The organism is Celeribacter marinus, from assembly GCF_965656515.1.
GTDB classification, from domain to species: Bacteria; Pseudomonadota; Alphaproteobacteria; order Rhodobacterales; family Rhodobacteraceae; genus Celeribacter; species Celeribacter marinus_D.
On the sequence record NZ_CBFHKW010000042.1, the window covers coordinates 1 to 23,090 of the forward strand.

General features: G+C 57.4%; 18 protein-coding genes. 14 read left to right on the plus strand and 4 right to left on the minus strand.

Annotation, left to right across the window (positions count from 1 at the left end):
• The first annotated feature begins 13 nt into the window (after window positions 1-13).
• From ACTG34_RS09910 to ACTG34_RS09950, 9 genes are all read left to right on the plus strand, one after another.
• Window positions 14-1,060 (plus strand): two-component system sensor histidine kinase NtrB, encoded by a 1,047-nt coding sequence (locus ACTG34_RS09910; RefSeq protein ID WP_439104779.1) that lies wholly within the window; start codon window positions 14-16, stop codon window positions 1,058-1,060.
• 65 nt (window positions 1,061-1,125) lie between these two features.
• The gene (locus ACTG34_RS09915) at window positions 1,126-2,502 is read left to right on the plus strand and encodes a response regulator (RefSeq protein WP_439104763.1); all 1,377 of its coding nucleotides are present in this window, start codon (window positions 1,126-1,128) and stop codon (window positions 2,500-2,502) included.
• 139 nt (window positions 2,503-2,641) lie between these two features.
• Window positions 2,642-4,918: an ATP-binding protein gene (locus ACTG34_RS09920; protein WP_439104764.1), complete on the plus strand. Its 2,277-nt coding sequence runs from the start codon at window positions 2,642-2,644 to the stop codon at window positions 4,916-4,918.
• A gap of 21 nt (window positions 4,919-4,939) precedes the next feature.
• Complete coding sequence (gene ntrX, locus ACTG34_RS09925) at window positions 4,940-6,343, plus strand: nitrogen assimilation response regulator NtrX (protein ID WP_439104765.1); 1,404 nt, start codon at window positions 4,940-4,942, stop codon at window positions 6,341-6,343.
• Window positions 6,344-6,435: 92 nt separating this feature from the next.
• Window positions 6,436-7,812, plus strand: a complete 1,377-nt coding sequence (trkA, locus tag ACTG34_RS09930) for a Trk system potassium transporter TrkA (protein WP_439104766.1) — start codon at window positions 6,436-6,438, stop codon at window positions 7,810-7,812.
• 17 nt (window positions 7,813-7,829) lie between these two features.
• Window positions 7,830-9,359: a TrkH family potassium uptake protein gene (locus ACTG34_RS09935; RefSeq protein ID WP_439104767.1), complete on the plus strand. Its 1,530-nt coding sequence runs from the start codon at window positions 7,830-7,832 to the stop codon at window positions 9,357-9,359.
• A gap of 166 nt (window positions 9,360-9,525) precedes the next feature.
• Window positions 9,526-9,765: an RNA chaperone Hfq gene (gene hfq, locus ACTG34_RS09940; RefSeq protein WP_062215548.1), complete on the plus strand. Its 240-nt coding sequence runs from the start codon at window positions 9,526-9,528 to the stop codon at window positions 9,763-9,765.
• A gap of 181 nt (window positions 9,766-9,946) precedes the next feature.
• Window positions 9,947-11,242, plus strand: a complete 1,296-nt coding sequence (gene hflX, locus ACTG34_RS09945) for a GTPase HflX (protein WP_439104768.1) — start codon at window positions 9,947-9,949, stop codon at window positions 11,240-11,242.
• 2 nt (window positions 11,243-11,244) lie between these two features.
• Window positions 11,245-11,562: a hypothetical protein gene (locus tag ACTG34_RS09950; RefSeq protein WP_439104770.1), complete on the plus strand. Its 318-nt coding sequence runs from the start codon at window positions 11,245-11,247 to the stop codon at window positions 11,560-11,562.
• Window positions 11,563-11,577: 15 nt separating this feature from the next.
• Here the strand turns inward: ACTG34_RS09950 and ACTG34_RS09955 are convergent, their stop codons facing one another.
• Both ACTG34_RS09955 and ACTG34_RS09960 read right to left on the minus strand, forming a co-directional pair.
• Complete coding sequence (locus tag ACTG34_RS09955; protein WP_062215542.1) at window positions 11,578-12,006, minus strand: RbsD/FucU family protein; 429 nt, start codon at window positions 12,004-12,006, stop codon at window positions 11,578-11,580.
• 25 nt (window positions 12,007-12,031) lie between these two features.
• Window positions 12,032-14,497 carry a penicillin acylase family protein gene (locus ACTG34_RS09960; protein ID WP_439104771.1) on the minus strand — a complete coding sequence of 822 codons (2,466 nt, stop codon included), beginning with the start codon at window positions 14,495-14,497 and terminating at the stop codon, window positions 12,032-12,034.
• Between the two features lie 100 nt (window positions 14,498-14,597).
• Here ACTG34_RS09960 and ACTG34_RS09965 point away from each other — a divergent pair, with 100 nt between their 5' ends.
• The 4 genes from ACTG34_RS09965 to ACTG34_RS09980 all read left to right on the plus strand — a co-directional run bounded on the left by ACTG34_RS09965 (window position 14,598) and on the right by ACTG34_RS09980 (window position 17,985).
• Window positions 14,598-15,491, plus strand: coding sequence for an NAD(P)-dependent oxidoreductase (locus tag ACTG34_RS09965; RefSeq protein ID WP_439104772.1), 894 nt, complete (start codon window positions 14,598-14,600; stop codon window positions 15,489-15,491).
• A gap of 96 nt (window positions 15,492-15,587) precedes the next feature.
• Window positions 15,588-16,325 (plus strand): RlmE family RNA methyltransferase, encoded by a 738-nt coding sequence (locus ACTG34_RS09970; protein ID WP_439104773.1) that lies wholly within the window; start codon window positions 15,588-15,590, stop codon window positions 16,323-16,325.
• A 5-nt stretch (window positions 16,326-16,330) separates the two neighbouring features.
• Window positions 16,331-17,398, plus strand: coding sequence for a hypothetical protein (locus tag ACTG34_RS09975; protein ID WP_439104774.1), 1,068 nt, complete (start codon window positions 16,331-16,333; stop codon window positions 17,396-17,398).
• A gap of 98 nt (window positions 17,399-17,496) precedes the next feature.
• Entirely contained in the window at window positions 17,497-17,985 is a 489-nt protein-coding gene (locus ACTG34_RS09980) for an RrF2 family transcriptional regulator (protein ID WP_439104775.1), read from the plus strand.
• Window positions 17,986-18,012: 27 nt separating this feature from the next.
• Here ACTG34_RS09980 and ACTG34_RS09985 read toward each other — a convergent pair whose 3' ends face one another.
• Window positions 18,013-18,390: a response regulator gene (locus tag ACTG34_RS09985; protein ID WP_439104776.1), complete on the minus strand. Its 378-nt coding sequence runs from the start codon at window positions 18,388-18,390 to the stop codon at window positions 18,013-18,015.
• Between the two features lie 81 nt (window positions 18,391-18,471).
• Window positions 18,472-22,014: a chemotaxis protein CheB gene (locus ACTG34_RS09990; RefSeq protein ID WP_439104777.1), complete on the minus strand. Its 3,543-nt coding sequence runs from the start codon at window positions 22,012-22,014 to the stop codon at window positions 18,472-18,474.
• 476 nt (window positions 22,015-22,490) lie between these two features.
• Between ACTG34_RS09990 and ACTG34_RS09995 the strand changes: the two genes are divergently transcribed.
• A partial coding sequence (locus ACTG34_RS09995) for a PAS domain-containing protein (protein ID WP_439104778.1) occupies window positions 22,491-23,090 on the plus strand: 600 nt, incomplete at its 3' end.

The following is a 23,090-nucleotide window of genomic DNA, read 5'->3' on the forward strand; positions in this document are numbered from 1 at the left end:
CGATTTCGAAACCTTGTGGCAGTCGTTGCCCGTCCCATCGGTCATTGTTGGTGAGGGGGATTTGATCCTAGAGATTAACCCTGCGGCGGAATCCTTTCTCAATGCCTCTGCAAAGTCGCTGCGCGGCGTGCCTGTGCTCGATAAACTTGCGATCGACGCGCCTTTGGAAGAGGCGTTCGAGCGGGTGCGCCGAGATACCTCGCCGATGTTTATCAACAACGTTGATGTGTCTGGCGGCAATGCTGCCCCCATTCAATGCAATATCCAGATTGCTCCGATGCAGGGCGATAGCGGCGCGATTTTGCTCCTGATGGAGCCGCGCCAGATTGCAGACCGGCTTGGCCGTTCGCATCAGGTCAAAAAGTCCGCCCGCTCGGCCATTGGCATGGCGGAAATGCTGGCCCATGAGATCAAAAACCCGCTTGCGGGGATCACCGGCGCGGCGCAGTTGCTGTCGATGAATCTGGCGCCTGAGGATTTGGAGCTGACCGATTTGATCGTGGCTGAAAGCCGGCGCATCGTGGCGTTGTTGGAGCAGGTCGAACAATTCGGCAATCTGCGCCCCCCCGCTAAATCGGCCGTCAATGTCCATGACCTGATTGATCGCGCGCGCAAATCGGCGCAGGTGTCCTACGGGGCGGCGATGACGTTTGTTGAGGAATTCGACCCCTCGTTGCCGCCGACCTTTGTCGATGGGGACCAGATTTTGCAAATCTTTTTGAACTTGTTCAAGAATGCGTCTGAGGCGGCAGGACGCGAGGGCGGGACAATCCGCATTCGCACGTTCTACGACATTTCCCTGCGCCTGCGCCGTGCCGATGGATCAGGTGCGGCCTTGCCATTGCAGGTCGAGATTATCGACGATGGACCGGGTTTGCCGCCCGAAATTTCGTCCGATATTTTCGAGCCGTTTGTGTCTGGACGCGAGAACGGGACGGGGCTTGGCCTCGCCTTGGTCTCAAAAATTATTTCCGATCACGAAGGATGGATTTCTGTGGAGTCAGTACCCGGCAAGACCGTGTTCAGGCTTTCCCTTCCGGTCGCGCCGCGCGTGGCGTGACCAGCTTTTGACGACAGATGAACGCGCGGCGCGTCTAATGCGTGGCGCAAAAAGGAGACGATACGATGGACGGCACAATTCTCGTCGCAGATGACGACCGCACGATCCGCACGGTTCTCACTCAGGCGTTGACGCGCGCAGGATGTAAGGTGCACGCGACCTCATCCTTGGTCACGTTGATGCGTTGGGTCGAAGAGGGCAAAGGCGATCTGGTGATCTCCGATGTGATGATGCCGGACGGAAACGGCCTTGAGGCGCTCCCAAAAATCGCCGAATTGCGCCCCGGCTTGCCCGTGATCGTGATCTCTGCCCAAAACACCATCATGACCGCGATTCAGGCCGCTGAGGCCGAGGCCTTTGACTATCTACCCAAACCCTTTGATTTGCCCGACCTGATGAAACGCTCCGCCAAGGCGTTGGAGATCAAGCGGCGTGCAAATCCGGCGCCATCCAACGCCAAAGCGCCCTCTGACAACCCCCAAGACGATCTGCCGCTGATCGGGCGCACGCCCGCGATGCAGACGTTGTACCGCCTTGTGGCGCGGGTGATGAATACCGATCTTCCGGTGTTGGTGACGGGCGAGAGCGGGACGGGAAAAAGTTTGATCGCGCGCGCTATTCATGACTTTTCCGACCGGCGCAGTTTGCCGTTTGTTGTGGTCTCGACTGCCGATCTGGCGGTGATGGAGGGGCCGGCGTCGATCATCTCTAAGGCGCGCAATGGCTCGATCTTGTTTGATGAGGTCGGTGATCTGGACGAAGAGGCGCAAGCGCGCGTGGTGCGGATGCTCGACAGCTTCACCGATAATGCGCCGCGCATCATGGCCACATCCCAAGCCAATTTGAGCCTGAAAATGGAAAACGGCGCATTTCGCCAAGATTTGTTCTACCGTTTGGGCGGCGTCACTGTATCTGTGCCGTCTTTGCGCGAACGGGTTGATGATATTCCGCTATTGGCCGAGCATTTCTTTGCCAAGGCCGAGCGCGAGGGACTTAATCGGCGCCGCTTTGCGCCAAATGCCCTTGATCTTGTGCGCACGTATAGTTGGCCTGGAAACGTGCGACAGTTGGAAAACACCATTCGCCGCCTGATTGTGACTGCGCCCGAGGACGAAATCTCGCGGGCTGATGTCGAGATTGTCTTGGGCAACCAACCCGCAATGGAGCCATTACAAGGGGGCGGGGATGGCGAAAAACTGTCTGCCTCCGTGAATAAACATCTGCGCCGTTACTTTGATTTGCACGGCGGCGTTTTACCGTCACCGGGTCTATATCAGCGGATTTTGCGTGAAGTTGAGACACCATTGATCGAAATCGCCCTTGATGCCGTTGGAGGAAACCAAGCTAAATGTGCTGATTTACTTGGGATCAACCGCAATACCTTGCGTAAAAAGATCAATGATCTCGATATTCAGGTGACACGCCGCCGCAAACTGATGTAAAACCGCCACAACCGTGCCTTTCAGGGCGCAGTGACAGAATCAACACATTCTGACGCCGTCTCCTGAGCGTGGTGCACGCATAGTATAAGTGGTGGTGCAACCTGTGCCGCTTGAGGAAAGGCGGACAGTGGGGGCGGTCTTGCGCAGGTCTATCGGCAAAGACAGTTGGAACAGAGTTTTGCGCGCGCGGCGGGCTCGGCGGTGGCAAAATGCGGGGACCATAACGGTGTTCGTGCTTGGTCCATTGTTGGCGATTGCCACGTTTTTGGTGCTTGGCCCGCTTGATCAGGCGACTGCGAGCGGATCGCTGCGATTTATTCTCCTTTGTGATTTGATTTACGTGCTGGTGGTGGCGGGTCTTGTGGCCTCGCGCATTGCTCGCATGGTGGCGGCGCGGCGCAATCATTCGGCGGGGTCGCGTCTGCACCTGCGCCTGACGGGTGTGTTTGTTCTTTTGGCTTTGATCCCGACGGTTACCGTGGCGGTGTTTGCGGTTGTGACGGTGAATTTCGGCCTTGAGGGGTGGTTTTCCGAGCGGGTGCGCAACGTGGTCGGCTCGTCGCTTGCGGCGGCTGAGGCCTATGAGACCGAGCACCGCGAGGGGTTGGCCGAGGATACCTTTGCCCTTGCCAATTACATCACCGAGGTGCGCCAACAGGTGACGATCCTACCCGATGGCGCGCTACGTGTCGCGCTCAATCAAGGGCAGGGTTTGGTCCAACGCGGCCTTGAAGAGGCCTATGTGATTGACCGTTCAGGGGCGCTCAAGGTGCGGGGTGAGCGGTCCTACATGTTCGATTACGAACAGCCCGTTGAGGCCGATCTGGCGCGCGCTGAAACGGGTGTTTTGGTGTTGATCAACGATTGGGACCACAATGAAAGTCGCGCACTTAAACGGCTGTCGGGCTTTTCGGACCGATATCTGTATGTGACCCGCGATGTGGATGGCGGGATTTTGAGCTTGCTCGATGAGACGCAAGAAACCATCGCGCTCTACACCCAACTGGAAAGTGAGCGCGGGCGGTTGTTGTTCGAATTTGGTCTGTTGTACCTCGGGTTTGCGATCATCCTTATTCTCGCGGCCACGTGGGTTGGCCTATGGTTCGCCGAGCGATTGGCGCGGCCTGTCGGGCGCTTGGCCGAGGCTGCGCAACAGGTGGGTGCGGGCGATCTCGATGTGCAGGTCGTTGAGGGCGATGGTGATGATGAGATTTCGATGTTGGGCCGTGTTTTCAACCAGATGACGGGACAATTGAAGGTTCAGCGTGACACGCTTTTGGAGGCCAACGCCCAGATCGAACAACGCCGCCGCCTGTTTGATAGCGTGCTTGGATCGGTGACGGCGGGGGTGATCGCGCTTGATCCCGAGGGACGTGTGACGCTTGCTAATACCTCTGCCATTGCGCTTTTGAGCCTAGGGGCGCGTGATGTATCGGGTGAGCCACTTGCAATGGTTGCGCCCGAATTTGGCGCGCTCTTTGATAGCTTGCGCGCGCAGAGCCGCGATGTGGCCCAAGACGAGGTGCGGCTGATCCGTGCCGGTGTCCAAGAAAGCCTGTTGGTGCGCATCGCCACACGGCGCACAGCGCAAGGTGCGCATGAGGGGTTTGTGGTCGTGTTTGATGATGTGACCGACCTTGTGAGTGCGCAACGTATGGCCGCGTGGGGCGATGTCGCGCGCCGTATCGCCCATGAGATCAAGAACCCGTTGACCCCGATCCAGCTCTCCGCAGAGCGTATCAAACGCAAGTTTGGCAAGGGCATGGATGATGCCGCGCGGGCCGATCTAGAGCAATACACAGATGTCATTGTGCGCCAGACGGGCGATTTGCGCCGTATTGTCGACGAGTTTTCCAAATTTGCGCGCATGCCCACGCCCGAGCGGCGCGAATACGATATGGTTGATCTGGTGAAAGGCGCTGTGCTGCTTCAGCAAAACGCACAGGTCGGCGTCGAGATTACACCACAGATCCATGCACAGGCCGCAATTGCCGAAGTGGATGCGACGATGATTGGTCAAGCTTTGACCAATCTGATCAAGAACGCCGGCGAAGCGATTGAAAGCCTCTATGAGATTGAGCGCCCCAAAGATCACAAGGCGCGTGTGCGTGTCGCACTTGATCTTGAGGACGGGGACGTTGTGGTGCGGATCACCGACAACGGTATCGGGTTGCCCGAAGATCGCTCGCGGTTGTTCGAGCCATATGTGACAACGCGCGAAAAGGGCACCGGACTGGGTTTGCCTATCGTGAAAAAGATTATCGAGGAGCATGGCGGCTCCTTGACGCTCACCGATGGTGAGCCACTCGACGAGACCGGTCGTATCGGCGCTTGCGCCACGATGCGCCTGTCATTGCTTGGCGGCGCTGAGGCGCGCGGGCAAAAAGATAAATTGAAACAAAAGCTTGAAATGTGAAACTGATGTTGGAGGTTGAACATGTCTGATATTCTTATCGTAGACGATGAACGTGATATTCGCGAATTGGTTGGAGATATTTTGCGTGACGAAGGGTTTGAGACCCGTCTTGCGGGAGGCTCCGACGAATGTTTGAGCGCGATTGCGCAGGCGGTGCCCTCCCTGATGGTGCTCGATATCTGGCTCAAAGATAGCGCGATGGACGGGATCGACATTCTTAAACATGTCAAACGCGAGCATCCGCAGGTGCCGATCATTATCATTTCGGGACACGGCAATATCGAGATCGCGGTGGCGGCGATCAAACAGGGCGCTTACGATTTCATCGAAAAGCCGTTCAACATCGATCAGTTGATGGTGGTTGTGCGCCGCGCGATGGAGACATCCCGATTGCGCCGCGAGAACGCGACCCTCAAACGCTCTGGCGGGGCCGAGGTCGAAATGTACGGCGTGTCACCGGCGTTCAAGCAACTCAAAAGCAACCTTGAGAAAGTCACCAAATCCAACGGACGCGTGATGCTCACGGGGCCTGCGGGCGTTGGCAAAGAGGTCGCCGCGCGGTGGATACACGACAATTCGGACCGCAAAGATGCGCCGTTTGTCACGGTGTCCTCGGCCACGGTCGAGCCTGAGCGCATGGAAGAGGTGTTGTTCGGGCGCGAAAGCGCAGAGCGCGGCATTGAAAAGGGTCTGTTGGAAGAGGCGAGTGGCGGCGTGATCTTCTTTGACGAAGTGGCCGACATGCCGTCTGGCACTCAATCCAAAATTCTGCGGGTTTTGGTCGATCAACAATTCGCACGCGTGGGCGGCACGACCCAAGTGTCGGTCGATTTGCGCGTCATCTCCTCGACGAGCCGCGATCTACAAGCCGAGATTGCAGCGGGGCGGTTTCGTGAGGAGTTGTACCACCGGCTCAACGTGGTGCCGATTGATGTGCCGAGCTTGGAAAAGCGGCGCGAGGATATCCCTGCCTTGGCCGAGAAATTCATCGCGGCGTTCAATCGCACCCAAGGGCTGCCCCTGCGCAAGTTGACTGATGATGCCGCCGCGTTGTTGCAAACGATGCAATGGCCCGGCAACGTCCGCCAACTCAAAAACGTGGTCGAACGGGTGTTGATTTTGGGAGAGGGAGCGGGCGACATCGACGCGTCCGAGCTTCCAGAGCAAGACGTAAGTGGCGATGACGAGGCCCGCGCGGTATTGTCGCCTGCCATTGCGACATTACCGTTGCGCGAGGCGCGCGAGTTGTTCGAACGCGAGTATTTGCTCACCCAGATCAACCGCTTTGGCGGCAATATCTCACGCACGGCAACCTTTGTCGGCATGGAGCGTTCGGCGCTGCACCGTAAGTTGAAATCGCTTGGTGTTGTGACCGGAAACAAATCGGGCGGACGCGTGGCATATGTCGCTGAGGATGACGAATAGGGTCCGGGGCAGGCGAGGGGGCGCGTGCGTGGCCGCTTGCGAAGTCAGTCGAATAATGCGATGCCAATCGTGAAACAGGTAAGGCTGATGGCATGAAAGTTATCATTTGCGGTGCGGGTCAGGTCGGTTGGCAAATTGCGCGTCAATTGTCGGGCGAAAAGAACGATGTGACGGTGGTCGACAACAACCCCGCCCTTGTGCGCCGCGCGACAGATACGCTTGATGTTCAGGGGATCGAGGGGCACGCCTCCTATCCTGATGTCCTTGAAAAGGCCGGTGCGCGCGACGCCGATATGATCATTGCCGCGACCCATTCCGATGAGGTTAACATGGTGACCTGTCAGGTGGCCCATTCGGTGTTTAACGTGCCGCGTAAAATTGCGCGTCTGCGGGCGCAAAGCTATCTCACGGCCATTTATTCCGATCTGTACCGCCGCGATCACATGCCGATTGATGTGGTGATATCGCCCGAACGCGAAGTGGCCGAGGCGGCGATGCGCCGATTGGCGGCTCCTGCGGCGTTCGACACCCAAGTCTTTTTGGCGGGACAGGTCCATTTGATGGGCATCCTTCTTGCAGAGGATTGTCCTGTTCTCAATGCCGCGCTGCGTGAGTTGACCGAGCTGTTTTCGACGTTGCGGGTGACGGTTGTGGGGGTGCGCCGTGAGGGGCGCCTGTTTGCCCCAGAGCCTGATGATCAGTTGTTTGCGGGCGACGAAGTGTATTGCTTCGTCCATTCGCAAGACGTCAATCGCACCATGGAAGTGTTCGGGAAAGTCCAGGCCAAGCAAGACCGAGTGGTGATTTTAGGCGGCGGCAACGTGGGTCTGGGTGTTGCACAAGCCTTGGAGGCGCGCACCGAGCGGGTACGTGTCAAAATCATTGAAAAAGATCGCCGAGTGGCCGAACGCGCCGCTGACAGTCTTGAGCGGACCATTGTGTTGCACGGTGACGCGCTTGACGCCGACCTCTTACAAGAGTCAGGCGTGTCGCGCGCCAATGCAGTGTTGTGTGTGACGGATGACGATAAGGTCAATATGCTGTCGGCCGTGCGCGCCAAACAGGCGGGCTGTGCCATGGCGATTTGTTTGGTCAACGATCCGTCTTTGGTGCCGATCCTCAATGCGCTCGACATTGATGCCCATATCAATCCGCGTGCCACAACCGTCTCGTCGATCTTGCGCCATATCCGCCATGGTCGGGTGCGCAACGTCTATTCTGTCGGGGACGGTGAGGCCGAGGTGATCGAGGCGCAAGTTTTGTCCACATCACCGATTTCGGGCAATAAAATCCGCGATATCGAGTTTCCCGAAGGGGTGCTTGTCGGCGCGATTATGAAAGGCGAGACCTATATCAAACCGTCGGGCGATACCCGTATCGACGAGGGCGATGTCATCACCATATTCTCACTTGCGGCAGATGTGCCTGAGGTGGAGCGGCTCCTTCAGGTGTCGATCGACTACTTCTAATGAACCGCTTTTCGCGCATGCCTTTTTTCGTCCAGCTGATGCTGGTGGCGGGTGCGGCGATGATGGTGCCGGCGATTTACGGCCTTGTTATCCGCCAGCACGACGATGCACGCGCGTTTTTCTACGCGGGTGTGTTGTTGATGAGCCTTGCGGGGATGATCGCGATTGCGCGCGCGCGCCCTGAGGCGACCGCTGACCGTGATACCCGCCGCGACCGTGATCGCGAGGGGCGAAATCAGTTGATGACGCTTTTGCTCACCTACACGGTCTTACCTGTCTTTTTGGCCGTTCCATTCGTGGAAGCCACACAGAACACCACGTTTTTTAATGCCTATTTCGAGATGGTATCGTCGTTGACCACAACGGGGGCCACGCTCTTTGATGATCCCGAGCGCTTGTCGCGCACGGTGCATTTGTGGCGCGCATTGGTCGGCTGGCTTGGCGGGTTGTTCGCGTGGGTCACCGCGATTGCGGTTCTGGCCCCGCTCAATCTGGGCGGGTTCGAGGTGCTATCGGCGCGGCAAGTCGGCCAAGGCTCATCGAGCGCCACACAGATCATTCGCGTGGCCGCAGGGCCGGAACGCTTGGCGCGCTACACCGCGCGGCTATTTCCGGTCTATTTTGGCCTCACGGTCGGGCTGTGGTTCGCGTTGGCGATGGTGGGCGGCGCGCCGTATGTGGCGCTTTGCCATGCGATGTCGGTTCTTGCGACCTCGGGAATTTCTCCCGTTGGTGGTTTGACAGGGTCAAGTGCGGGGATATTGGGCGAGGGATTGGTCTTTGCCTTTTTGTTTCTCGCCTTGTCGCGCAAAACGTTTTCGGTCGACGATGTACGCAAAGACGCGCCACCGCTTTACCGCGACCCCGAGATGAAAATCGGATTGGTGCTATTGGTGGTCTTGCCGGGCTTGCTGTTTATGCGCCACTGGGGTGGGGCCCTCGAGGTTGAGCGGGTCTGGGACGTGCCTGCGGCGCTCTCGTCGCTTTGGGGGGGCATCTTTATGGTTATGTCGTTCCTCACCACGGCAGGGTTCGAGAGTGCATCATGGGACGAGGCGCGGATGTGGTCGGGCCTACAAGCGCCGGGTGTCTTGCTCATGGGGCTCGCGATTTTTGGCGGCGGTGTGGCGACAACGGCGGGCGGGGTCAAATTGCTGCGGCTGTATGCCCTTGTGCGCCACGGCGAGCGCGAAATTGAAAAGATGATTTCACCAAACTCCGTAGGGGGCGCAGGCGCATTGGCGCGGCGTCTTCGCCGCCAAGGGGCCTATGTGGCGTGGGTGTATTTCATGTTCTTTGCCTTTACCATTGCCGCCGTGATGATGATCTTGTCGCTGTTTGGCATCCATTTTGAAGAGGCCGCCGTCTATACGGTTGCCGCCTTGACCACGACTGGGCCGTTGGTCCATGTCGCCGCCGAAGTGCCCTATTCCTTTGCCGATCTGGAGACATGGCCCAAGGCGGTCTTGGCCGCAACGATGGTTTTGGGGCGTTTGGAATTGCTGGCTATGATTGCCTTGATCAACCCCGATTTCTGGCGTCGCTAACCCTCGGGTGACGCGCATTTGCACCGATCGGGAATGAACCCTGTCTCAAGGCTCTGAAATAGCTTTGCAAATCTTGACATTCACGGGGATTAACTGTGAGGATATGCCCAAGCGCTGTCCGCGCAAGGCAGCTCGCAATATAAGCGCAAGAAAAAAGGCAACTATAATGGCCGGTGACAAACAAAATCTCCAAGACGCGTTCCTCAATCACGTTCGCAAAACCAAAGTTCCAGTGACGATCTTTTTGATCAATGGTGTGAAGCTGCAAGGCGTCATCACATGGTTTGACAACTTTTGTGTTTTGCTGCGCCGCGATGGACAATCGCAACTCGTATACAAGCACGCGATTTCCACGATTATGCCCGCACAGCCTATCAGCCTTTATGACGGTGAAGACGCGCAGTAACGCTTTGCTTTTGTGATGTTGTATCGGCCTGCACGGGATATGACCCGCGCGGGCCACTTGTCTTTGCTCAAGGCGGGGATTACGTGAGTCCGGTGTGAAATACACAGTTCAGCGCGCTGTGATACAAAGTGGTCGCGGCGACATCCGCACACGCGATGAATAAACCAAAGGACCAAACGATTTGGGCGACTATTACGATCACGAGGTGGAACCAACGCGCGCGTGGGTGATCCATCCAGACATTACCTCAGACCGTGGACGGCGCGATGCGCAGCCGCGCTTGGATGAGGCTGTGGCCCTCGCGGCCGCTTTGCCCAATATCGAGGTACAAGGCGCGGAGATTGTGCGCTTGCCAAAAACGCACCCCGCCGCCTTGTTCGGCAAGGGCAAGATCCAGGAACTCAAAGAGCGTATCCAAGCCAGTGACGTTGAGCTGGTTTTGGTGGACGGTCCGGTGACGCCCGTTCAGCAACGCAATCTGGAAAAGGAATGGAAGGTCAAACTTCTGGACCGCACGGGCCTGATTTTAGAGATCTTTTCGGATCGCGCACGGACCCGTGAGGGCGTGTTGCAGGTCGAAATGGCAGCCCTGAGCTATCAACGTACCCGTCTTGTACGGGCATGGACCCACCTTGAACGCCAGCGTGGTGGTTTGGGCTTTGTCGGTGGTCCGGGTGAGACCCAGATCGAGGCTGACCGCCGCGCCATTGATGATCACCTGAACCGTCTGCGCAAACAATTGGCCCGTGTGATCAAAACCCGCGAATTGCACCGTGCCTCGCGCGCAAAAATTCCGTTCCCGATTGTGGCTCTTGTGGGCTATACGAACGCCGGAAAATCGACGTTTTTCAATACGGTCACGGGCGCAGATGTGTTTGTGAAAGACATGTTGTTTGCCACGCTCGATCCGACCATGCGTCAACTGAGACTTGAGACGGCCCACGGCGGGGACCGCGATATTATCTTGTCGGACACCGTGGGGTTTATCTCGAACTTGCCCACGCAACTTGTCGCCTCGTTTCGTGCCACGTTGGAGGAGGTGCTTGACGCCGATCTGATTTTGCATGTGCGCGACATCTCGGCCGATGAGACCGAAGATCAAAAGACCGATGTGCTCAAAATCCTCTCCGATCTGGGGATCAAAGAAAACGCGCCTATGATTGAAGTCTGGAACAAAATCGACAAGCTCGATGATGAGGCACGGCTTGCGCGATTGGAGCGCGCTGAAACCGACGATAACGTGTTCGCGATTTCCGCCGTGACCGGTGAGGGCGTTAAATCGCTGCTTGATGCCGTGTCTGCGTATTTCGAAGAGGACAAGATCGAGCGCGAAATAGTCGTGCCGTTCTCTGAGGGCAAGAAACGCGCATGGCTCTTTGCCGAAGGCGTGGTTTTGGGCGAGGCGGCGAGCGAGGAGGGCTACGTTCTCACCGTGCTCTGGACACCGCGTCAGGAAAAACAGTTTCGGGAGATGTAACGATGGACAATCACCTTTATCTCATGCTGATCGAAGCAGATGCAGGCTCAAACGCGCATTTGGTTGCGGGGCGGCGCTATATCATAAATTGCTTTGCCGTGGCCGAGAGTGTCGAGGGGGCAAAAGCGCCCGTGAACTCGTTTTTCTCCCGCTACGGTTGGAGCAATATCGAGATCCAAAAGATCAAACAGGTTCCGCTGCGCCTCTCGGCCTTTCCGACACCGGAACTCAAAGCGGCGGCACGTAAAGCGGCGGACAAGGGCGTGGGCTATGTCGTCTATGACAAGCCGGACACGCCGCCCGTCGTCACCACACACTAAGCACGCGCATCGCCCTTAGACGATGATGCCTTTGGTGAGGATGATATTGCCGTAAGGGCGCGGTTCGCCCGTTTGAATAATCGCAAAAGCGGCGCGGGCACGGTCGTAGAACGCGAACCTTTCGACGGAGACGATCGGGGCGGGATTGTCGCCCTTGGCGTCGATGATGGCCTGAAACTCGGCCACGGCGGGCGGGATTGTGTCGGGTGCGCCAACAACTTGCATAGTGACCGCGCGGTCCTCGACAAAGGTGTCGAGCGGGAAGAGCGTCACGACAGCGTCCAGAATTTGCGAGGCATTCGAGCCCTCGCAGCGGATCACACGTTGCCCCATGCTTTGCGCGGGGAAATTGCTGTCCCCAATCACAAGCATGTCACCGTGACCCATTTGAGCCATGTAAAAAAGCGCCTCTGGCGGCAAGATGGCGGGGATATTGTGCAACATGTTGGCGTCCTTTCGGGAGCGTGGCCTATTGGGCGGTGGAGGGCGTGAGGTGTGTTATGCCAACGCCTGCAGCGCGGGCCAGTTCGGGATCGAGTGACATCGGCACGTATTCACCGCGCCGCCACAACTCGCCCAGATCGTCATAGTGACGCGAAAGCGGATGACCCGATTGACCCGTGGCGGTGATGAATACAGAGCTGTCGGGGTCGGCAAAGTCATAGACCCCGCGGTAAGCGGCGCCGTGGACATTGGCAAAGGGCATAGGCCCGTCACCAGCTGTTACACCGCGCATTAATGTGTTGTCGCCGCCCGATGTGGTTTGGCGAATGTTCACGATCCATTTGAGAAACGGAACCTCTCCCAAAACGGGATGTTTGTGGATCGCCATATGCGCATCGCCCCACCGCACAGATTCCAACGCGGATCCATAGGTTTGCTCAATCCACAAAATGGCATCGTCGAGCGAAAGGCGCGCAATATCGTTACAGGTTTCTATGGCGGCGGATTGCAAGACATCGCACCATTTTGATGCCCCGCCGATGTCGCGAAAGACCCGTTCGATGAAAATGGGTTCGACGTGGTTGAAGGCGTGCGACAAGGGGCCAAGGTCGTCGCGGATCAATCGGTTTTGCAACTCGCGCATCCATGCGTAATAAATCAGTGGCTCTGGCATGTGCTCGTTCATCTCGCCGTTCCATTCGGCCAACAGTGTCAGCGCTTTTTGGCGTTGTGCCTCGGGTGTGCCGTCCAAAGCGGCTTCGCCGGTGAACCATAGATCTGCGCCCACGAGCGGTAGGAGCGAGCGTGCAGAGTAGGACACGATATCGTTTTGCACCTCGATGAAGCTGTCACGGGTGTGCACCTCGCGGCTTTGCATCAAACGGCGCCAGCGCTGAATCCGTTGGGTGTCGCCCCAGTGGTAGGACAGATGGTCGGGGAACGCGGCCTCAACGGTTTTGTTGTTGGTATTGCCGACAATGCCCGTACGGTCGCTTTCGAAGAGTGGAAGGGCATCGTAATCGCGCCACCCTTGCCATCTGTTTGTAGCGATCCATCCAGGTGAGGGGATGCGGCCCTGACTTTGGTGTTGTGCGTCACGTTTTGGGGCGCGGCCAATGACTTTGAGTGCCACGCTGTCGTGTTGGGCCAAGGTCAGGTTGAGGGCAGGGGCGACAAAGCCGCGTGCCGCCTCGACGCCGTCCGCAATGGTATCTGCGCGCATTAGGGCAATCACGGCACTCATGGAGGTGTCATCAGGGGCCAATGCCGTCCACGACAACGCCATGACGTGATTGGGTGGGGTCACGGTATTGGCGTTATACGCCCCCGCAGGAAGCACAGGTCCATTATCCGTCCATTGCAATTCCAACGTGACGGGCGGCGCATCTTTGATCCGCACGATCGAGGGCTGTGTGCGCATGGCCTTGTACCCGTTCGGGGTTTCCACCTCGTTGGGATTGGCGGGATTGAGGCGCTCCACATACAAATCAGCGTCATCGATATAGGCGGAGGTGATGCCCCAGCCAAAGGTGTCTTTGCGTCCGGCCACAATGGCGGGAATGCCTGCAATACTCGCGCCGATCACATCGCCGGTCGAGAGTTGCAGGCGCGCCAGATACCATGCTCCGGGTGCTGAAAAGTTCAAATGCGGGTCATTGGCCATAAGAGCCGCGCCAGAGGTCGAGCGCTTGGGGGCTGCGGCCCAGACGTTTGACGCCCCACCAAAGGGGGAGGTCGGCGGGGTCGCAAAGGCAAAGGTGATGTCACTGTTAGGCGTATAGGCCGGCAAGGTCGGAAACAGGCTTGCGTATTCGGACAAAAGGGCTGTGCCCGTCCCCGGTGCATCTGGTAAAATGTCGCGAAGACGCTCAGGCCCGATCATAAGCGATGTGCGCGCGCGCAGGACTTCCGATGAGGCTTGGTCCGACAATTGAAAGGCCACGAGCTTCATCAAGGCGATGCTATCCACAGGCCGCCAATAGGAGATTTGCGCAGGGAACATAAAGAATTCTGGCGCGCCGCGCCCCATTGCGCCGGTGTTCACGGCCGTGATCCATGCATTTACGCCGCGCGCGTAGGCCTCCAGTGCGACCATGGCATCGGGTGTTTGCGCGGCGACAGAGGCATCAGCTGCGGCGTAAATCCCCAAGCGGCGCATCAAGCTATCGGTGGGTAGGGTCGTGTCGCCAAAGACCTCCGATAATTTGCCCTGTGCCGTGCGGCGCATCAGCATCATCTGGAACAATCGGTCTTGGGCGTGTGCAAATCCCATCCCGTAAAACACATCGGCATCCGTGGTGCCAAAGATATGCGGCACGTTGGCGGTGTCTCGTACAATCTCGACGGGGGCAGTGATCCCCGCGACCTCATGTGTTGCGTTGTAATCGGGAAGAGAGCGTGAGGCGAGCCAATAGGCGAGCCATCCACCCAAAAGGGTCACAATAACAAGGCCCGTTACGAGCTTGAGAAGAATAGAAAAAATACGCGCCATAGATACTGTGCCGTTCATAGCCATTATGCGGAATCGTGAGTTGACGCGGCCGCGACAATCCCTACCGTCTTGTCATCGTGTTAAAGCACACCTGTGTGCAATGGAAAAGGACGGGATGAGCATGGCGAAGGTCGCATTTTTGGGGTTAGGCGTAATGGGGTACCCGATGGCGGGTCACTTGGAGGCCGCGGGTCACGAGGTGACGGTGTTTAACCGCACGGCGGCCAAGGCGGCAACATGGGCGCAGGATCATAAGGGCGGACATGCCCTGACCCCGCGCGAGGCTGCAGCGGGCTGTGATTTCGTCATGGCCTGTGTGGGCAATGACGACGATTTGCGCGCTGTGTGTTTGGGCGCGGACGGCGCGTTTGCGGGCATGTCCGAGGGAGCGATCTTTGTCGATCACACCACGGTGTCGGCCATCGTCACCCGTGAATTGGCGCAACTGGCGCAGGACGCGGGGCTTGGCTATGTCGATGCGCCTGTGTCTGGCGGTCAGGCAGGGGCCGAAAACGGCGCTTTGTCCGTGATGTGTGGCGGCGCTGAGGCGCAGTATGCAGCGGCCGAGCCGATCATGGCGGCCTACGGCAAAACGGTTAAGCGTCTGGGTGAGGTCGGCATGGGTCAGACGGCCAAGATGTGCAATCAGATCTGTATTGCGGGACTGGTTCAGGGTTTGTCCGAGGCGCTGCATCTGGCGGAAAAATCCGGTTTGGACGGTGAGGCTTTGGTCGAGGTGATTTCGGGCGGGGCCGCGGGCTCGTGGCAAATGGCCAACCGTCACAAGACAATGTTGGCGGATGAGTACGAGCACGGGTTTGCCGTGGACTGGATGCGCAAAGATCTCGCGATTTGTTTGCAAGCGGGCGATGACGTGGGCGCAAGCCTGCCCGTGACGGCGCTTGTCGATCAGTTCTACAAAGACGTGCAAAAGATGGGCGGCGGGCGTTGGGACACCTCAAGCCTGATGAAGCGCCTTAAATCCTTTGGATAAGGTCTAAACAGCGAGAAAGGGCTTGCCTGAGGTAAGCCCTTTCATCCTTTCGCATGGACCTGCTATAAGCGCCCTTAAGCAAAAGGGACCACGTTCATGCCACCCAAGAATACATCAGGTCGCGGCGCGCGCGATTTGCGCGTCAAAGTCAAAACAGCGCGCGGGCGCAAACTCTCCTCCACATTGTGGTTGGAGCGCCAACTCAACGACCCTTACGTGAAACGCGCCAAGGCCGAGGGCTATCGCGGGCGCGCTGCGTTCAAGATCCTTGAGCTGGATGACAAGTTCCGCTTTTTGGTGCCCGGTGCGCGCGTGGTTGATTTGGGCTGTGCCCCTGGCGGGTGGTGTCAGGTGGCTGTGCGCCGTGTAAATGCGTTGGGCGAAAAGTCGGGCAAAAAGATTGGGACTGTGCTTGGTGTCGATCTTCAGGATATTGAGCCGATTGCGGGGGCTGATGTTCATACCCTTGATTTCATGGAAGATGGCGCAGACGATCAGGTCAAACACTGGCTTGGCGGCGAGGCGGACGTGGTGATGTCGGACATGGCGGCCTCGGCCTCAGGTCACAAACAGACCGACCACAACCGTATCATGGCGCTGTGCGAAGCGGCGGCGTATCTGGCGTTTGACGTGCTCAGCCCCGGTGGGACATTCGTGGCCAAAGTTTTGGCGGGTGGCGCAGAGGGTGATTTGCAAAAGTTGCTCAAGCAGAATTTCGAGAAAGTTCTGCACATCAAACCTCCTGCCTCGCGCTCGGACAGTTCGGAAAAATTTGTGGTTGCCACGGGGTTTCGCGGGCATACGCGTGGCGCTGATGACGACGACGAGGCGTAATGCCGATGAGCGACTGGGCGCGGATCACTTGTGGGGCGTGCGAGGTCGCGGTTGATCCCGCGCTGGGCAATATCCGCCGCTTTTTGGTCGATGGACGTGAGGTGTTTCACACGGCGCATTGGGTCGGTACGGAGCGCGCACCGCTTGCGGGTGCGCCCGTTGATCAACATCTCTCTGGTGATTTCTTTGCCGCGCCGTTTGGGGCGTCCGATCTGATTGATGCGCCCAATCACGGGTGGAGCGCGAATGCGCCATGGACAGGGTTGGCGCGCGCCCAAGACACAGATGACGCCCAGATGCAGTTTGTGCTGAAGCGTGATGTGATGGGCGCGCGGTTGACCAAGACCCTCGCTTTGCGGGGCGGCCACCGCGTGCTCTATCAAACCCATGAGATTTCCGGCGGGCAGGGCGATCTGACCTTTGCCCACCATCCGATGTTTCACATGGCGGCAGGGGGGCATCTGGCCTTTTCACCCAAGCGCGCCGCCCTTACCACCGCGCCTGCGTTGGAGCCCGAACACGTTTTGGCCTATCCTGCGCGCAGCACGGATCTAGCCGCCTTTCCGGCGCAGGATGGTGGCACATTCGATTTGACGCAGTATTCAAGCACAACAGGCCATGAGGATTTCGTGACCCTGATTGAGGCGCAGGGGGCCGCGATCGGGTGGACCGCACTGACGCGAGCCGCCGAGGGCGATATCATTATCGTGCTCAAAGACGCGCGTGTTGCCCCCGTAACGATGCTCTGGCTGTCTAATGGGGGCCGTGGATATGCGCCATGGGACGGGCGGCATACGGGCGTTTTGGGCATTGAGGACGGGTGTGCGGCAGGGGCGCAGGGACACCGTGCCGCTACGGGCGATAACGCAATTGCGCGCGAGGGGGTCGCAACTGCTCTGCATCTTGGCGCGGATGTGACCCACATTGTGCGCCATGCCATTGCGGTGTGTGATCCACCACACGGGTTCGGGCGCGTGGCACATGTCCGCGTTGAGGGGGCGACACTCCAGATTGCCGATACAGATGGCACAGTGATTGACATGGCGTTTGATCCGGCGTTTTTCGCCGTTTAGCCGCGTGCGTCTCTCAAACGTGCATCTGATATAGATCAAGGCCACGCACAGGCAGGCAGGGTAGGCGTGAGGCCATCCTTATAAGAAAGCCCTGAGCCATGCGCGTCACAATCCGGACCAACCTTGCCATTCGCGTGCTTATGGCCTGTGGCGTCAATGCAGATCACATGGTGCGGCGCGCCGAGATTGCACATGCGACGAACGCGTCGGAAAACCATCTCGCCCAAGTGGTGCACCTGTTGGCCTCCGAAGGGTATATTAAGACCGTGCGCGGGCGCTCTGGCGGGTTGGCGTTGGCGCGTCCTGCATCCGAGATTTCGGTGGGTCAGGTGTTTCGCCACTTTGAGGCAGCAACCCCCTTTGCCGAATGTTTTGAAGGGGCGCAAAATACCTGTCCGCTCAAGGACGTTTGCAGACTGCGAGATGCCCTCGTTGCGGGTCTGGCAGCATTCTACGGCGTTTTGGATCAGATCACGATTGAGGATCTGGTGCATGATAACGCCGGTTTGGAGGGGCTTTTGAGCATGCCAAACCCTGCGTCGACCATGGCGGCGTCATGCGGCGCACAGGGCGCTACGGCGCATTAACCCGCGCGCCGGCCTGTGGTAACGTGCCTACTGCTCTTCGGCGGCTTTGGCCTTATACGCCTTCAAATAGGCCAAAAGGTCTTTCTTTCTCGCGGGCTTGGTAATTCTGCCCACTTCGCCCATTCCGATGGGGATAATGCCCGTCGACGGAGTATAGCCGCTCAAAAACACAAAAGGCACGTCTAATTCGGCTAGTCGTGTGGCCACACATTGGCTGGTTTGGGATTGACCCAAGTTGTAGTCGAGAAACCCGAACTGGATGTGATGGCTCTCAATTGCCGCAAGGGCGTCCTCTTTTGTGCTACATAGGCACACTGTGCCGTAGCCCTCCGCCAGTAAGGTCTGTTCAATCGTCAAGCCGACCAAGGCGTTGTCCTCAAGTACCAAGATTGCAGAGTCTTTCATGCTCGTTTTCGCTCCTCTTGTTGCCTCGCACCTGTGGGGGCGGGGGGGTAGGGCTATTCGCCCCGTTGCAACGGCTCAAACTCAAACATCGTCCGTTGGAATGAGCGCGCTGTCGTCTTCAATCTTGGCCAACTCGAAATCCAGTTCGAAAAACAAACCGTCTTTTCGATAGTCGCATGTGACATCGGCGGCCAAGTCCGTTTTTAGGACGCGCTCCAAAACCAAACTGCCAAATCCAGTGTGTTTGGGGGCTTTGGTGATTTTCGGTCCATTGTGTTCGGTCCACGTCAAATGCGCATAGGCGACACCGTCTTTTTTATGGATGCGTGTGACAACTTCCACAAACCCCTTTGGCCGCGAGAGCGCGCCGTATTTTGCCGCGTTGGTGACCAGCTCGTGAAGCGCCATCCCGACCGACAAGGCCTGTTCTGCGGTCAACTGGATATCCGGCCCCGACAATTTGACGCGGGCGTGGCTATTCGTCTCGAACGGTTTGGCCTCATTTGCGACAATGTTGGACAGCGCAGTGGTGGTCCAATTTGCATCGGTCAACAAATCGTGGGTGCGCGATATGGCACTCAAACGATCCTGTAAGCGGGCGTGATATACGGCCGGATCGTCGACGCCGACCAGTAAAAGTTGTGAAATGGAACTGATCACAGACAGGGTGTTTTTTACGCGGTGCTGTAACTCTCCCATCAACAACTGTTGTTGCGAGTTTTGCGCGCGCACGCGTGTGACCATCTTTGTTTGTTCGGTGACTTCGCGCACGCATGAGCCAACCGCAAACACCTGTCCCTCTTGCCACACAGGGTAGAAGTCAGCGATGAAATGACGGTGCTCCCCCGGCGCAGCAGGGGTTTTACCGTCAATGTTCACACCCAAAACCGGCTCACCGGTCTCAAAAACTTTCTCATAAATGGGGATCGTGAAATCTTCGATGTCGGGCAGTAGATCGCGGAATGTCCGCCCGATATGCTCCTCGACGCTAAAGCCGTTCATTTCCGCAAGACTGGAGTTGATGCGCACCCATCTCAACTCACGGTCCATCAAAGACAATCCAACGGGGATGGTGTCGTACAATTGCTCAAGCTCGGCATATTGCCGTGCGATCGCTCTTTCGTTCTCTTTGAGACTGTTTTCGTAGGCCTTGCGCTGTGTGATGTCGATAAACGACAACACATATCCGTCGATACGGTTGTCGGTGGTTCGGTACGGTTTCATCCGCAACATGTAGGTTTTCTGAACGTCCTCAATGTAAAACTCGCGCTCAAGCACTTGAAGGGTGTCGTCCACCTGTTGCGCATCGCTTTTGAGGTCTGGGTAATCGATGCGCGACGATAGATCATCGATCGGACGACCGATATCGCGTGATTTGATCCCGAAAATGTCGGAGGTGGCGGGGGTGAAGTTCCGGACGCAAAATGCGCGGTCGATGAACAACACCGCCAGATCAGTCGATTCAAACAGGTTTTTGAGGTCCGAATTGGCACGCGTGAGCAGACGGTTGTTTTCTTTGAGTTCGGCGTTAACGGTTTCGAGTTCCTCGTTGATCGCCTCAAGTTCTTCGCGGGAGGTTTCCAGCTCCTCGTTTGTGGATTGCAACTCCTCGTTCATACTCATCAATTCTTCGTTGCCGCTTTTGAGTTCTTGGCCCGAGGTGTCGAATTGTTGCAAGGTCATGGCGAGTTGCCGGCGCAGCTGAACGTTCTCGGCTTCAAGAATGTTACGGCTTTCAGTATCGCGCTCTGACATCATATCCTTCAGGTCGACCCCATCCATCGCGCGCACTTGCGTCATGATCAAGATGAAGTCGGTCCCACTTGGCGCCACTTCGATATCAAAGATACGTCTGCGTTGATCGTCCAGCAGGATCACGTTCTCAATGCGCGCAGAGTCTCCAGTATCGACCGCTTGGGCCAAGGCCGTGCGCACGGGAAAGCGCAGTTCCCGCATCAGATAAGAATCGATCATGGTCGATGGCGCGCCACCCGACGGCTGAACAAAACCTGTCATATTCTGGGACAAGTAAAGGATTTCGCCTGTCTTTGAGACCAGCGCAAAGGGGGACGCGAAGTGGCGCAAATAAGTGCGTTCTACTGTGCTTTCACGAGAGCTTTCGACAGATTGTGAAACGCGGTTGGGCGGCAACGTTTGATAGGGCTGTGGCGGTTTGTGTTGGCGAGGCGTCTCGTCAATGGATGAATAGCTGGCGCGCATGTCCGTGTTCTTACAAAAAATCCGCCAGTTTTTGTCGAGCGTTTCAAAGAGCTTTTCTTCGCCCACCAGCGTTTCAGATGGACCAAGAAACAAATTCCCACGTCCGCGCAACGCAAAGTGAAAACGCGGGATGACCTGCTTTTGCAGGCTGGCCGAGAGATAAATCATCAAGTTGCGACATGAGATCAGGTCAAGACGTGAAAACGGCGGATCCTGAAGCAAGTTGTGAGGCGCAAAAACACAGCATTCGCGTAGACGCGGGATGACGCGGTATTGACCGTTCTCAGGTTGGAAAAAGGTGTTGCGACGCTCCTCTGTCAGGGAGTCAACTGAGCGTTGGGAGTAGAGCCCGTAGCGGGCGGCCATCAGGGCAGGGGTGTCGATATCCGTGCCAAAGACCTGAAGCGGGCGGCGGTCGCCCACAGATTCCATCTCTTCGATGAAGAGCATCGCGAGGGAATACACCTCTTCGCCGCTCGAGCATCCAGGCACCCAAACCCGGATCGTTTTTTCATCGTGCTGCAAAATGGGCTGAACCGCCAGAACACGCAGAGCCTCGAATGCCTCTGGATCACGAAAGAAATGTGTGACTCCAATCAAGAAATCTTGGGCCAACAGCTTTGCTTCGTCGTCATCTTCCAGGACCGCGAGAAAGTCGTCGACATCCTTCAGGCGCAAGACCGCCATGCGCCGCTCTATCCGTCGCACCAAAGTGCCGGGTTTATAGTCGCCAAAGTCGTGACCGGCCGCCTGTTCCAAGCGCTCGGAAAACCGTGGGAGGGCGCTGTGAATCTCGGCCTGAAGACGAGATGATCCTTCTTTACTCGGTACGTGGGCACGGCGCTTGATCACGTCGTCGATGCGCACAGGGATTTGTGCAGCGGTTAAAATGAAATCCACTAAACCCGTTTCTATGGCGCTGTCAGGCATGCCCGCAAACCGCGCGCCCTTGCGGTCTTGGACAAAGGCCACACCACCGACCGCCTTAACCTCACGCAATCCCTTTGTCCCGTCAGAGCCTGTCCCCGATAAGATCACGCAAAAGGCATCGCGCCCGCGCTCGCGCGCCAACGCTTTGAAAAACGAGTCAATCGGCCTGTGTTGGGTTTCGGTGTGATCGCGCGCCGTCAGGTGTAGGGTGTCGCCGTCAATGTCAGCGACGTTGCCCGGCGGGACAATATAGATGTGATTTGGCTCGACTGTTTGGTTGTTTTTGATTTGCGCGACGGGCAGCTCGGTCTCGGTTTGCAAAAGCTCGTGGAGAACGGATTTTTGGGTCGGCGCAAAGTGTTGGACAATCACATAGGCCGCACCTGTGTCGATGGGGGTGCTGCTGATCATCACTTGGAGCGCTTCTAGGCCACCTGCGGATGCGCCGATGCCAACGATTGGAACAACTGTCATGTTAGGCTGTGCCTCTTGTTCTGGAGTACGTTGACGCCGGTTTTTTTTCCACAGATGCGCCAGCCAAGCAGCGCAGCATCAATTATGCAATTTTGCACCCAATTGCGTTGAGAATGTCGCATCCACCAGTCGGTGCGTTGTGGACCAAGGCACATCGTGATCGTATGTGTCGTCATTGGGAATGCCTCCTCAGTCAACCAATGCGCAGCGGTGGTTTCGCTGACCAGCGCGCATCAAAATGTTGAACTGTACAAGAGGTGCGCAGTGTCTACAAAAACTACCAATGTTTTATGAGTTAGCACACTTAGGGTTGTATTTCCACCAAATGGTACAATTTGAAGTGCTTTAGGGTGCTTGACGTCACGCAATGTAGCCGCGATGGTATTTCATGTGACATAAAGTGACCGCCGCTGTGAGCCGAATTTTGATGCAAACGCTCAATGCGAATGGCCTTGGGCCGCTCAGAGGAGCCTGAAATGGTGACGCGACCAGACATCCAGGCGCTGCGTGACCAAATGGCGGCGTTGAACGCCACGCGTGACGCGATTTCCATCGGTTGGTGGGGCGGTGGGTACAGTTATATGAACGCAAGTCACCGCCAAATGTTCGGGTTTACGCCTGATGAGGATGTATCGGGCATGACGTGGCGCGATTGCTTTGGTCCCGCGATGACGCCCCCGCAAGAGGCGCAGATCATGCATGTGGTGATGACGACAGGTGCGTGGCGCGGTGAGATGCGCGCACGGCGCCGTTCGGGTGAGGTCTTCCACGTCGAGGTCTCTTTGTCTGGGCTCGGGGGGGACAAGTTTGTCAGTATCATCCACGAGATATCGGCGCGCAAAGACGTCGACGATCGGCGCGCGCGCCAACGTGGGCTCATGGAAAAAGCACATCGCCAAGATGCTATTGCGCAAGTGGTGCAAAAGGTTCGTCACGATTTTGGGAATGTGATCGCGGTTGTGTCGGGAACTGCGCAGTTGATGGAGACCGCCGTGGCAGGCAATGAGCCACTGACGCAGGGCGTGGCGCGGATCGGGCTGGCCATGGACGCCGCGATGGAGATTTTGGACGATCTC

What these genes read in the sequence shown, in the direction of transcription:
- ACTG34_RS09975 (WP_439104774.1), top strand. Translation starts at nt 16,331, where the DNA reads ATGAGCGACTGGGCGCGGATCACTTGTGGGGCGTGCGAGGTCGCGGTT.
- ACTG34_RS09960 (WP_439104771.1), bottom strand. Translation starts at nt 14,497, where the DNA reads ATGGCGCGTATTTTTTCTATTCTTCTCAAGCTCGTAACGGGCCTTGTT.
- ACTG34_RS09980 (WP_439104775.1), top strand. Translation starts at nt 17,497, where the DNA reads ATGCGCGTCACAATCCGGACCAACCTTGCCATTCGCGTGCTTATGGCC.
- ACTG34_RS09990 (WP_439104777.1), bottom strand. Translation starts at nt 22,014, where the DNA reads ATGACAGTTGTTCCAATCGTTGGCATCGGCGCATCCGCAGGTGGCCTA.
- ACTG34_RS09985 (WP_439104776.1), bottom strand. Translation starts at nt 18,390, where the DNA reads ATGAAAGACTCTGCAATCTTGGTACTTGAGGACAACGCCTTGGTCGGC.
- ACTG34_RS09965 (WP_439104772.1), top strand. Translation starts at nt 14,598, where the DNA reads ATGGAAAAGGACGGGATGAGCATGGCGAAGGTCGCATTTTTGGGGTTA.
- ACTG34_RS09970 (WP_439104773.1), top strand. Translation starts at nt 15,588, where the DNA reads ATGCCACCCAAGAATACATCAGGTCGCGGCGCGCGCGATTTGCGCGTC.
- ACTG34_RS09955 (WP_062215542.1), bottom strand. Translation starts at nt 12,006, where the DNA reads ATGTTGCACAATATCCCCGCCATCTTGCCGCCAGAGGCGCTTTTTTAC.
- ACTG34_RS09935 (WP_439104767.1), top strand. Translation starts at nt 7,830, where the DNA reads ATGCCTTTTTTCGTCCAGCTGATGCTGGTGGCGGGTGCGGCGATGATG.
- trkA (WP_439104766.1), top strand. Translation starts at nt 6,436, where the DNA reads ATGAAAGTTATCATTTGCGGTGCGGGTCAGGTCGGTTGGCAAATTGCG.
- ntrX (WP_439104765.1), top strand. Translation starts at nt 4,940, where the DNA reads ATGTCTGATATTCTTATCGTAGACGATGAACGTGATATTCGCGAATTG.
- hfq (WP_062215548.1), top strand. Translation starts at nt 9,526, where the DNA reads ATGGCCGGTGACAAACAAAATCTCCAAGACGCGTTCCTCAATCACGTT.
- ACTG34_RS09950 (WP_439104770.1), top strand. Translation starts at nt 11,245, where the DNA reads ATGGACAATCACCTTTATCTCATGCTGATCGAAGCAGATGCAGGCTCA.
- ACTG34_RS09915 (WP_439104763.1), top strand. Translation starts at nt 1,126, where the DNA reads ATGGACGGCACAATTCTCGTCGCAGATGACGACCGCACGATCCGCACG.